This is a genomic window from Sphingomonas sp. CCH21-G11 (genome assembly GCF_001555965.1).
GTDB lineage: Bacteria > Pseudomonadota > Alphaproteobacteria > Sphingomonadales > Sphingomonadaceae > Sphingomonas.
In genome coordinates, this window is record NZ_LSHX01000033.1 from 177,780 (window position 1) to 189,461 (window position 11,682).

General features: G+C 66.0%; 11 protein-coding genes. 7 read left to right on the plus strand and 4 right to left on the minus strand.

What is annotated here, in order from left to right; translation table 11 throughout:
• Positions 1-5 precede the first annotated feature (5 nt).
• Positions 6-1,466: an ATP-binding protein gene (locus AX676_RS09550; protein ID WP_066479596.1), complete on the plus strand. Its 1,461-nt coding sequence runs from the start codon at positions 6-8 to the stop codon at positions 1,464-1,466.
• A gap of 6 nt (positions 1,467-1,472) precedes the next feature.
• Here the strand turns inward: AX676_RS09550 and AX676_RS09555 are convergent, their stop codons facing one another.
• The gene (locus AX676_RS09555; protein WP_066644463.1) at positions 1,473-2,387 is read right to left on the minus strand and encodes a helix-turn-helix domain-containing protein; all 915 of its coding nucleotides are present in this window, start codon (positions 2,385-2,387) and stop codon (positions 1,473-1,475) included.
• A 49-nt stretch (positions 2,388-2,436) separates the two neighbouring features.
• A complete protein-coding gene (locus AX676_RS17790) occupies positions 2,437-2,583 on the minus strand; it encodes a hypothetical protein (protein ID WP_156437726.1) in 147 nt (48 codons plus the stop codon).
• A gap of 37 nt (positions 2,584-2,620) precedes the next feature.
• Between AX676_RS17790 and AX676_RS09560 the strand changes: the two genes are divergently transcribed.
• The 4 genes from AX676_RS09560 to AX676_RS09575 all read left to right on the plus strand — a co-directional run bounded on the left by AX676_RS09560 (position 2,621) and on the right by AX676_RS09575 (position 7,081).
• Positions 2,621-3,649 (plus strand): aspartate-semialdehyde dehydrogenase, encoded by a 1,029-nt coding sequence (locus AX676_RS09560; protein ID WP_066480122.1) that lies wholly within the window; start codon positions 2,621-2,623, stop codon positions 3,647-3,649.
• Between the two features lie 150 nt (positions 3,650-3,799).
• Positions 3,800-4,447, plus strand: coding sequence for a 2-hydroxychromene-2-carboxylate isomerase (locus AX676_RS09565; protein ID WP_066480121.1), 648 nt, complete (start codon positions 3,800-3,802; stop codon positions 4,445-4,447).
• A gap of 11 nt (positions 4,448-4,458) precedes the next feature.
• Positions 4,459-5,214, plus strand: coding sequence for an alpha/beta fold hydrolase (locus AX676_RS09570; protein ID WP_066479591.1), 756 nt, complete (start codon positions 4,459-4,461; stop codon positions 5,212-5,214).
• Positions 5,215-5,272: 58 nt separating this feature from the next.
• The gene (locus tag AX676_RS09575; protein WP_066479588.1) at positions 5,273-7,081 is read left to right on the plus strand and encodes a M2 family metallopeptidase; all 1,809 of its coding nucleotides are present in this window, start codon (positions 5,273-5,275) and stop codon (positions 7,079-7,081) included.
• Positions 7,082-7,336: 255 nt separating this feature from the next.
• Here AX676_RS09575 and AX676_RS09580 read toward each other — a convergent pair whose 3' ends face one another.
• Together AX676_RS09580 and AX676_RS09585 are read right to left on the minus strand one after the other, a co-directional pair.
• Positions 7,337-8,773: an AMP nucleosidase gene (locus tag AX676_RS09580; RefSeq protein WP_066479586.1), complete on the minus strand. Its 1,437-nt coding sequence runs from the start codon at positions 8,771-8,773 to the stop codon at positions 7,337-7,339.
• Positions 8,774-8,855: 82 nt separating this feature from the next.
• Positions 8,856-9,338 carry a peroxiredoxin gene (locus AX676_RS09585; protein WP_066479584.1) on the minus strand — a complete coding sequence of 161 codons (483 nt, stop codon included), beginning with the start codon at positions 9,336-9,338 and terminating at the stop codon, positions 8,856-8,858.
• 114 nt (positions 9,339-9,452) lie between these two features.
• On the opposite strand from AX676_RS09585, the gene AX676_RS09590 reads away from it, so the two are divergent.
• Positions 9,453-10,013 carry a YqgE/AlgH family protein gene (locus tag AX676_RS09590; protein WP_066479582.1) on the plus strand — a complete coding sequence of 187 codons (561 nt, stop codon included), beginning with the start codon at positions 9,453-9,455 and terminating at the stop codon, positions 10,011-10,013.
• A 149-nt stretch (positions 10,014-10,162) separates the two neighbouring features.
• On the plus strand, positions 10,163-11,575 hold the full coding sequence (gene ahcY / locus AX676_RS09595) for an adenosylhomocysteinase (protein WP_066479579.1): 1,413 nt from the start codon (positions 10,163-10,165) through the stop codon (positions 11,573-11,575).
• Positions 11,576-11,682: the final 107 nt, after the last annotated feature.

Genomic DNA, 11,682 nt, shown 5'->3' on the forward strand with positions numbered 1-11,682 from the left:
CGGGCATGACGGTTCAGGTGGAAATGGGGGTCGACGTCACGGGCAAGCCGGTGGCGATAGACCTTGAGGAACTGCTTGCCACGCGATTGCTCGTCCAGGGCAATTCGGGGTCGGGCAAGTCGCACCTGCTCCGCCGCCTGCTCGAACGCAGCGCGGGCCGCGTGCAGCAAGTGGTGATCGACCCCGAGGGCGATTTCGTCACGCTGTCGGACGCCTATGGTCATGTCGTGATCGAGACGGGCGACTATTCGGAGCGTGAGGTTGCCCGCTTTGCCACCCGCATCCGCGAGCATCGCGCGTCGGTGGTGCTCAGCCTTGAGGGGCTGGAGGCGGAGGGGCAGATGAAATGCGCCGCAGCGTTCCTCAACGCGCTATTCGATGCGCCGCGCGAGCATTGGTATCCGGCACTGGTCGTAGTCGACGAGGCGCAATTGTTCGCGCCCGCCGGTGGCGGCGAAGTGGCCGAGGACGTGCGGCGCGCGTCGCTGTCGGCGATGACCAACCTGATGTGCCGGGGGCGCAAGCGTGGCCTTGCCGGCGTGATCGCGACGCAGCGGCTGGCCAAGCTGGCGAAGAATGTCGCGGCGGAGGCGTCCAACTTCCTGATGGGTCGGACCTTCCTGGACATCGACATGGCGCGCGCCACCGACCTGCTGGGCATGGAGCGGCGGCAGGCCGAGGCAATCCGCGATCTGGCGCGCGGCACCTTCCTGGCGCTCGGGCCGGCGGTGTCGCGGCGTCCCGTCGCGGTCACGATCGGCGCGGTGGAGACGTCCGCGCGCAGCGGCAGCCCCAAGCTGATGCCGCTGCCCGAAGTACCGAGCGGCGACCTGAAGGAGCTGCTGCTCGATGCGACCGACGACCTGCCGCTGTTTACGCCGCCGCCAGCACCGGCACCGGTGCCTGTCGAACGCGTCATCGCCGACATCGCCGCGCCCGTGGCGACGCCCCGCGATGTTGCGGTCGATCGGCCTGGATTGAGCGCGACCGAGGCGGAAGCGGTCGTCGCGCAGGTGCTGCGCGCCATCGTCGATGAGGCGGGATCATCGACCCGGTCGGCGGCGGTGCTTTTCCAGGATTTCCAGGTCCGATGCCGGATGCTGGGGCTGGCTCAGCCCCCGCTCGACCTCGCCCAATTCGCCCGCCGGCTGTCGGCGGCGCGTGCGGGGATTGTCGAGGGCATCGACGGCGACTGGGCTCCCGCCTTCGATGCGGCGCGCGAGCTGCCCGACGATATGCTCGGCCCGTTCCTGCTCGTCGCCCGCGCGGCCCGAGACGGGGAGCCGTGCCCGACTGATGCCGATATCGCGCATGTCTATGGCACCAGCTCGCTCGGCCGTGTCAAACGGCTGATCGCCTATATCGAGGGGCGCGAGCTGTTCGTGTGCCGCACCGACCTGTCGGGCAAGCGATCGATTGCGATCCCGCGCCTCGGCTGGACGACGCGGCCCGCCGACGCGGCCTGACGTTGCTCAATAGATGTCCCGGTGCGCACGGCGGTATCGGCCGGGCGATACGCCGATTTCGCGCCGGAACGCGGTCGTGAAGTGCGAGACATTGGCGAACCCGCAGGATTGGGCAACCGCTTCGAGCGGTGTCGCCGTCTCGCTCAACAGGCGCGCGGCGCGCGTCAGCCGTTGCCAGGCGACATAGTGATAGGGCGAATAGCCGGTGGCGAGCTTGAACATCCGGCAGAAATAATAGGGCGAAAGCCCTGCCACGTCGGCCAGTTCGTTGAGGGTGAGCGGCCGGGCGAGGTACGCGTCGATATACTCACGAACCCGGCGCAACGCCGCCGGCGCGATGTAGAGGCGGTCCGGCTGTCCGCGGCGGACGCGCGGCTGTCGGGTCACCATGTGGACCAGCGACGCCAGCAGGCGGTCGAGCGCAAGGTCCGAGGCGAAGCCGGGGGCTGCGATCTCGCGGGTGAGCATCCGGAACAGATCGGCGGCACGATCGTCGGGCTCGCACAGCACCGGCTCGGCAAGGCGGTCGGCTGCTCCTGCGGTTGCGGCGAGCAGATGGTCGGGCACGTAAAGCCCGACGCAGCTGTGCTCGGCCGGAAACTCCAGTTCAAGCGGCAGGCCGGCCGGGATAAAGCTGAACTGGTTTCGACGGAACGGCTTGCGGTAGCGTTGTCCGTCGATGGTCGCTGCACAGGTGCCGACGGCGCCGAGATCGAGCGTCAAGGTGGCGATGTCCAGCTTGTGGCTGGCCGCATGGCAGGTGCCCGAGCCGTGCAGCCCGAAATGGCGGATCGCCGAAATGCCGCTGCGCTCGTGAAAGATCAGATCGGCGACGGGCGGTGCGGAAAAACCCACCGCGTCGTAGCCCGCCGCTCCGGTGCGGCCATGATGCCGTGTGGAGGCCTCCGCTCCTGCGTGCATGTCTTCCCCCGGTGCTCGTATCGCCGCACCGGATTCAGCGTAGCATACGCTACGAAATCAAAACAGCAATTCGCGTGAAATTCGGCGCCCATTTGACAAGAAGCGCAATATCCGAAAAACGCGATCCCGGCGTGAAGGTAGCTGACGCACCTTTCAATCTGGCGCCGGATGCGTAAATGACGGCGCGGGCGGTCATGCGGCCGATCGATCATACAGAACGGGACACAAGCTTCATGGGTTACCGCATCGTCGTGGCGGGTGCGACCGGCAATGTCGGACGCGAAATGCTCAATATCCTGGCGGAACGGGAGTTTCCCGTCGACGAGCTTGCGGTGGTGGCCTCGTCACGCTCGACCGGCGACATGGTCGACTATGGCGAAACGGGCAAGCAGTACCGCGTCCAGAATATCGACCATTTCGATCCGGCCGGTTGGGACATGGCATTGTTCGCGATCGGCAGCGAGGCGACGAAAGTCCACGCGCCGCGTTTTGCCGAGGCCGGCTGCACCGTGATCGACAATTCGTCGCTCTATCGCATGGACCCCGACGTGCCGCTGATCGTGCCCGAGGTGAACCCGGAGGCAATCGACGGCTACACCGCGCGCAACATCATCGCGAACCCCAATTGCTCGACCGCGCAGATGGTCGTGGCGCTGAAGCCGCTGCACGACGCCGCGCGGATCAAGCGGGTCGTGGTGGCGACCTATCAATCGGTGTCCGGCGCGGGCAAGGCGGGGATGGACGAGCTGTTCGAGCAGTCGCGCAACATCTTTGTCGGCGACCAGGCCGAGCCCAAGAAGTTCACCAAGCAGATCGCGTTCAACGTGATTCCGCACATCGACAGCTTCCTCGACGATGGATCGACCAAGGAAGAATGGAAGATGGTGGTCGAGACCAAGAAGATCCTCGATCCGCGGATCAAGGTGACCGCGACCTGCGTGCGCGTGCCGGTGTTCGTCGGCCATTCCGAAGCGATCAACGTCGAGTTCGAGGACGAGCTGTCGGCCGAACAGGCGCAGCGGATTCTTCGGGAGGCGCCCGGCGTCATGCTGGTCGACAAGCGCGAGGACGGCGGCTACGTGACCCCGATCGAATGCGTCGGCGAATATGCGACCTATGTCAGCCGCGTGCGCGAGGATCCGACCGTCGACAGCGGCCTTTCGCTGTGGTGCGTCAGCGACAATCTGCGCAAGGGCGCGGCGTTGAACGCCGTCCAGATCGCCGAGCTGCTCGGGCGCAGGCATCTCAAAAAGGCGGCTTGAGCGGCTGCGAGCAAGGTGACATCATCCGTGGATGTCACCGCACCGCATCCAGATCGTTTCGCCGCCGGCGATCACGGTTTTGCGTGGCTGGACCGTTGGCGGTCACTGTTGCCGGGTGGCGGGGAGGATGTCGTCGAGGATCGTGACCGCATGACCTTTCATGCCGACCTCTACTGGTCGTTTCGCAGCCCCTACAGCTATCTCGCCACCGCGCGCTATCGGCGGCTGGTAGAGAAATACGACCTCGAGATCGCGCTACGCCCGGTCTATCCGCTGGCGATCCGCCAGCCCGACTTTTTCGAGCGCAATCACCCAAACTGGCTGCGCTACACGCTGATCGACGTGGTGCGCGTCGCGCAGTTCCACGGCATTCCATTCGGGCCGCCGCGCCCCGATCCGGTCGTCCAGAACATGGCGACCAAGCGCGTCGCGGAGGAGCAGCCGCACATCTTCCGCCTCGTCCGCCTGGGTCAGGCAGCTGCGCGGCGGGGACGCGGGCTCGACTTTGCCGATGAGGTCGGGCGTATCGTGTGGGGTGGCGTCGATGGCTGGAATACCGGCGATCACCTGGCCGGGGCGGCGGCGCGCGCAGGTCTCGACCTTGCCGAACTCGAGCGCGAGGTCGCATCCGAGGTCGACCAGCTGGAGGCCGAGATTGCGGGCAACCAGACCGCGCTGGAGGCGGCGGGCCATTGGGGCGTCCCGACGCTGGTGTTCAACGGAGAGCCGTTTTTCGGCCAGGATCGCATCGATCTGGCGCTGTGGCGGATGCAGACCGCCGGCCTGATCGGGCGCTGAGGCAAGGCGGCATGGCAGCGACGACCAGTAACCGTTTTGCGGGTTTCGACAGCGCCGACCTTGGCTGGACCGAGCTGGGGCAGGGGCGTCCGGTCGTCCTGATCCATGGCTATTTCTCCGACGCCGCGACCAACTGGATCAAATACGGCCACGCCGAAGCGATTGCGTCGCGGGGATTCCGCGTCATCATGCCCGACCTGCGTGCGCATGGCATCAGCGCGCGGCCGCACGATCCGGCCGCCTATCCGCCCGATGCGCTGGCGATGGATGGCGAGGCGCTGATCGCGGCGCTCGGGCTCAGTGATTATGACCTCGGCGGCTATTCGCTCGGCGCACGCACCGTCATCCGGATGATGGCGCGCGGGGCGTCGCCGCGCCGCGTCGTCCTGTCGGGCATGGGGCTTGCGGGTGTCGTCGATACCGGCGCGCGTGCGGGTCATTTCCGCCGCGTGCTCACCGGGCTGGGCAGCTTCGCGCGAGGCTCGCCGGAATGGATGGCGGAGGCGTTCCTGAAGACCACCGGCGGCGACCCCGTGGCGCTGCTGCGCATCCTCGACACCTTTGTCGATACCGAGCCGGCGGCGCTGGCGCGGATCGTCCAGCCGGCGCTGGTCGTCTCCGGCGTCGACGATGCCGACAATGGCAGCCATGCCGAACTTGCCGCCGCGCTGCCGAACGCAACGCTGGTCGAGGTGCCGGGCAATCACATGAGCGCGGTGACGCGGCCCGAACTGGGCGCGGCGATCGCCGACTTTCTCGCCGCTTGACCGCGGGGCGGTCGATCCGCCAGTCTTTGACGCATCAAATCATTTGTCGGGAATTTCAATGCTCCGCACCGGTATCTCCGCGCTCGCCCTGTCGACCATGCTCGCGCCGGCCGCTTTTGCCCAGTCCGCGCCGAACGCCGCGGCCGCCGATGCCTTCGTCGCCAAGGTCGAGGCCGACCTGTACGAATTCAACCAGACCGCGGCCAAGGTCGCGTGGATCAACGCGACCTATATCACCGACGATACCGACGCGCTTGTCGGGCAGGTCTCGGCGGAGGGCACGCAGAAGTCGGTCGATTATGCGATCGAGTCCGCCAAGTTCGCCAGGGCGACCGCGCTGTCGCCCGACACGCTGCGCAAGCTCAATTTCATGCGCAGCGGCCTGACGCTCCCCGCGCCGACCCGCGAAGGCGCGGCGGCGACACTGGCGACGATCTCGACGCGGATGTCGTCGACCTATGGCAAGGGCAAGGGGACGCTGAATGGCCAGCCGATCAGCGGCAGCGACATCGAAGCCGCGATGGGCACCGAGCGCGATCCCGATCGTCTGAAGGAAATGTGGGTCAGCTGGCACGACAATGTCGGCGCGCCGATCCGCCAGGATTATGCCCGTACCATCGGCATCAGCAACGAGGGCGCGCGCGAGCTGGGCTTCAAGGACGTCGGCACGATGTGGCGGTCGAACTATGACATGCCGCCCGAGGAATTCGCCAAGCTGACCGACAAATTGTGGAACGAGGTGAAGCCGCTCTACCAGTCGCTGCACACCTATGTCCGCTGGAAGCTCAACGAGAAATATGGCGACGCGGTCCAGCCCAGGACCGGCCCGATCCGTGCCGACCTGCTCGGCAATATGTGGGCGCAGGAATGGGGCAACATCTACGAGCTGGTCGCGCCGCCGGGGGCGGGCGATGTCGGCTACGACGTCACCGAGCTGCTGACCGCCAAGGGCTATGACCCGATCAAGATGGTGAAGGTGGGCGAGGGCTTCTATTCGTCGCTGGGTTTCGATCCGCTGCCGGAAACCTTCTGGACGCGGTCGCAATTCGTGAAGCCGCAGGACCGCGAGGTTCAGTGCCATGCCTCGGCGTGGGACCTGGACGACAAGGACGACATCCGCATCAAGATGTGCATCAAGGTGAACGCCGACGATTTCGTCGTCATTCATCACGAGCTCGGCCATAACTATTATCAGCGCGCCTATAAGGGCCAGTCGCTGCTCTATCGCGATGGCGCGAATGACGGCTTCCACGAAGCGATCGGCGATTTCGTCGCGCTGTCGATCACCCCCGATTATCTGGTCAGCATCGGGCTGCTCGACCAGGCCAAGGTGCCAAGCGCGGACAAGGATATCGGCCTGCTGCTGCGCCAGGCGATGGACAAGGTCGCGTTCCTCCCGTTCGGGCTGCTGATCGACAAATGGCGCTGGGGCGTGTTCGCGGGACAGATCCCGGCAACCGGCTATCAGGGCGCGTGGGATGCGCTGCGCCTGCAATATCAGGGCGTCGCCCCGCCGGTCGCGCGCGACGAGACGCGGTTCGACGCGGGTGCGAAATATCACATTCCGGCGCACGTGCCCTATACCCGCTACTTCCTGGCGCGCCTCCTCCAGTTCCAGTTCTACAAGGCGGCGTGCGACCAGGCGGGCTGGCAGGGCCCGCTCCACCGCTGTTCCTTCTATGGCAACAAGGAAGTCGGCGCGAAGCTGAACGCGATGCTGGAACTCGGCAAGTCGAAGCCCTGGCCGGACGCGCTCGAGGCGTTCACCGGGAGCCGGGAAATGTCGGGCAAGGCGATGGTCGAGTATTTCGCGCCGCTGAAGGCGTGGCTGGACGAGCAGAACAAGGGGAAGCCGACCGGGTGGTAAGGTCCGTCGCCCCGGCGTAGGCCGGGGCCGGTGGCTAATAGTGTGCTCCGATGGTGAGCGGCCCCGGCCTGCGCCGGGGCGACGCATGTTCCGTGGGTCCTTCGATACGGGTCTTCGCCAGGCTCAGCCCCTACTCAGGTTGAGCGGATAAAGATGGGCAACCGAGCATTGTCTTACGCCCAACCGCTCATCCTGAGTAGCGACTGAGCGAAGTCGAAGGCGCGCATCGAAGGACGCACGCACCCCCGCCAAACCTCACCGAAACGGCGGTTCGTTGAACGCGCGGAGCTTGCGGCTGTGCAGGCGCGGGCCTTCGCGGATCAGTTCCTCGACGGTGGCGATGCCGATGCGCATATGTTCGTTGATCGCGCGTTCGTAGAATTTGTTGGCCTGCCCAGGCAGCTTCAATTCGCCGTGCAGCGGCTTGTCCGAAACGCACAAAAGCGTCCCATAGGGGACGCGGAAGCGATAGCCCTGAGCGGCGATGGTCGCGGACTCCATGTCGATCCCGACCGCGCGGCTCAGGGAAAAGCGCAGCGCCGACTGCGAATAGCGCAGTTCCCAGTTGCGGTCGTCGGTGGTGACGATCGTGCCCGTGCGCAGCCGCCGCTTCAACTCCTCGCCCGACTGGCCGCTCACCGTTTCCGCCGCGCGGGCCAGCGCCTGTTGCACTTCGGCGATCGCGGGCACCGGGATTTCCGGGGGCAGCACGTCGTCGAGCACGTGATCGTCGCGCAGATAGGCGTGCGCGAGCACATAATCGCCGATCCGCTGGCTGGGCCGCAGGCCGCCGCAATGGCCGATCATCAGCCACGCCTCGGGCCGCATCACCGCCAGGTGATCGCAGATCGTCTTCGCGTTGCTTGGGCCCACACCGATATTGACCAGCGTGATGCCCGCGCGATTGGGCGCGATGAGGTGATAGGCGGGCATCTGGTGCCGCCGCCATGCGCTGTCGGTCACCAGCCGTTCGGGATCGTCGCCCGCGCGGATGACGACGCCGCCCGCGCCCGACAGCGCGGTGTACGGCCCGTCGCCCTCGAGCTGCTGGCACCCCCAGCGGACGAATTCGTCGACATAGCGGTGATAGTTGGTGAACAGCACGTAACGCTGGACATGCTCGGGCGGGGTGCCGGTGTAATGGCGCAGGCGCGCGAGCGAGAAGTCGGTGCGCAGGCCGTCGAACAGCGCGAGCGGCCGCACGCCTTCATGATCGGACCAGACGCCATCCGCGATCTCGTCGCCGATATGGGCGAGCTCGGTCGCCGGGAAATGGCGCGCCAGCTCGGAGGCGGACACCTCGTCGAGGCTCAGCGCATGGCCGGGATCGAGCACATAGGGAAACGGGATTTCCTGCCGCCCCGGCACCGCGTCGACCACGACGTCATAATCCTCGATCAGCAGTTCGAGCTGTTCGGTCAGATAGTCGGCGAAAATGGCGGGCTTGGTCACGCTGATGCGGTATTCGCCCGCGGTGACCAGCCGTCCGAACGACCGGAGCGGTGCGGGCCGGTCCGGCCCGCCGGCATAGCGCAGCCGGATCTCGGGATAGGCGAAGCTGCCATCGCCGCGCATCGCGACCGGCGGCGGGGTGCGGTCCGCCAGATAGCGTTCAAGTGCCTCCTGGAGGCGGGACACGGAGGCGCGATAGAGCCGGTCGAGCTCCGCGACGATTGCAGCTGCTTGAGTCATCGACCGTGGTTAGGACGGTGTCGTTACGCTGGCAAGTCAGCCGGCCCCGGACGCGCATCGGCGCCGCCGGGGCCGGAAGGGCTCACAACCGGTCGAGCAGATATTCGGCGCTGCTGACCTTGAATTCGCCTGGTGCCTCGACGAACAGATGCTCGACGACGCCGTCATTGACCACCATCGTGTAACGCTGGCCGCGTGTGCCCATGCCGAACTTGCTGCCGTCCATGCTGAGCCCGGTGGCGACGGCGAATTCGCCGTTGCCGTCGGCCAGCATCGTCACCTTGTCGTTGACGCCCGACGCCTTGCCCCACGCCGCCATGACAAAGGCGTCGTTGACGGCGGTGCAGGCGATTTCGTCGATCCCCTTGGCCAGGATGGCGTCGGCATGCTCGACGAACCCGGGCAGGTGCTTGGCCGAGCAGGTCGGCGTAAAGGCACCCGGCACCGAAAACAGCGCCACACGGCGGCCCGCGAAGTAGCTCTCGCTGTCGGTCGCGTCGGGGCCCTGGTCGGTCACGCGGATCAGCGTGGTCTTGGGCAGGCGGTCGCCCACTTGGATCGTCATGTCATTCTCCCTCGGTGGCGTGCATCATCATCAACGCCTGCAGCGCCTAGTTGTGCCGAACGCGCCGGTTTTCAAGCATGGTCGCGGGCGGCGATCGACGTTATGCTGTAAACCATGTCGACGCCTGCGTTCCTGACCGGCCAGTTCCTGCTTGCGATGCCCGGGATTGGCGATCCGCGTTTCGAGCGTTCGGTCATCGCGATGTGCGCGCATGATGAAAATGGCGCGCTCGGCATCGGCATCGGCAGCGAGATCGAGGGGCTGGGGCTGCACGAGCTGCTGGGTCAGTTCGATATCGCGCCCGGCGATGCGCCCGATGCCCCGGTTCATTCCGGCGGCCCCGTCGAGCCGATGCGCGGTTTCGTGCTCCATTCGACCGACTGGGGCGGACAGGACACGATCGAGGTCGCCGGGCGCTGGAACCTGTCGGGCACGATCGATGTGCTGCGCGCCATTGCGGAGGGCACCGGGCCGTCGCGCTGGCTGGTCGCGCTGGGCTATGCCGGGTGGGGCGAGGGGCAGCTGGACGGCGAAATGACCCGACACGGCTGGTTCAGCACGCCCGGCGAGCTGGCGCTGCTCTATGACATCCCGGCCCGGTCGCGTTGGGAGCGGGCATTTTCGGGCGCGGGCATCGATCCCCGGCTGCTGGCGAGCAGCGCCGGGCGCGCCTGATCGCTTTAGCACCGCATATGCTTTGGGACCGCATATAAAGATATCTTTATATAGCATTTGCGTTGCACCGGGCTTGCCGGTAAAGGCGCGGGCAGGATCGCGCGGGCGCATCGCCCGCGACGGCACCCAACTTGCCCAGGAGATTTGACGTGGCCACCGCGACGCTCGCCCCCGCCCAGGATTATGTGATCAAGGACATCGAACTTGCCGCTTTCGGCCGCAAGGAGATCGAGATCGCCGAGACCGAAATGCCCGGCCTGATGGCGCTGCGCGACGAATTCGGTGCGACCAAGCCGCTGAAGGGCGCGCGCATCACCGGGTCGCTGCACATGACGATCCAGACCGCGGTTCTGATCGAGACGCTGATCGAGCTGGGCGCCGAAATCCGCTGGGCGTCGTGCAACATCTATTCGACGCAGGACCACGCGGCCGCTGCGATCGCCGCGCGCGGCATTCCGGTGTTCGCCGTCAAGGGCGAGACGCTGGAGGAATATTGGGACTATGTCGTGCGCATCTTCGACTGGGGCCAGGACACGACCTGCAACATGATCCTCGACGATGGCGGCGACGCGACGATGTTCGCGCTGTGGGGCGCGCGGGTCGAAGCGGGCGAGGACCTGTTCGTGCCCGGCAACGAGGAAGAGGAAATCTTCGTCGCCACGCTCAAGCGCTTCCTCGCCGAGCGTCCGGGCTACCTCACCAAGACCGTCCAGAGCATCAAGGGCGTGTCGGAAGAGACCACCACCGGTGTCCACCGCCTGTATGAACTCGCCAAGAAGGGCAAGCTTCCCTTCCCGGCGATCAACGTCAACGACAGCGTGACCAAGTCGAAGTTCGACAATCTTTATGGCTGCAAGGAATCGCTGGTCGATGCGATCCGCCGCGCGACCGACGTGATGCTCGCCGGCAAGGTCGCGGTCGTCGCCGGCTTCGGCGATGTCGGCAAGGGTTCGGCGGCGTCGCTGCGCAACGGCGGCGCGCGCGTCATCGTCACCGAAGTCGATCCGATCTGCGCGCTGCAGGCGGCGATGGAGGGCTATGAGGTCGTGACGATGGAGGAAGCGGCCAAGCGCGCCGACATCTTCGTGACCGCGACGGGCAATGCCGACGTCATCACGCTCGATCACATGCGCGACATGAAGAACATGGCGATCGTGTGCAACATCGGCCATTTCGACAGCGAGATCCAGATCGCCGCGCTCAACAACTACAAGTGGACCGAGATCAAGCCGCAGGTCGACGAGGTCGAGTTCCCCGACGGCAAGAAGATCATCGTCCTGTCGAAGGGCCGCCTGGTCAATCTGGGCAATGCGACCGGCCACCCCAGCTTCGTCATGTCGTCGAGCTTCACCAACCAGGTGCTGGCGCAGATCGAGCTGTGGACCAACACCAGCGCATACCAGAACGAGGTGTACGTCCTGCCCAAGCATCTCGATGAGAAGGTCGCCGCGCTCCACCTCGAAAAGCTGGGCGTCAAGCTGTCCAAGCTGACCGAGAAGCAGGCGAGCTACATCGGCGTGCCGGTCGAGGGCCCGTTCAAGCCGGATCATTACCGCTATTGATCGGGATTTGTTGCCAGTGACGTTTCGGGAGAGCGCCGTTCGCGGCGCTCTCTTTTTGTCTGCGGCGAACGGGCTTGCGATGCCTTGCCGTGACCGGCGGCTGCCTT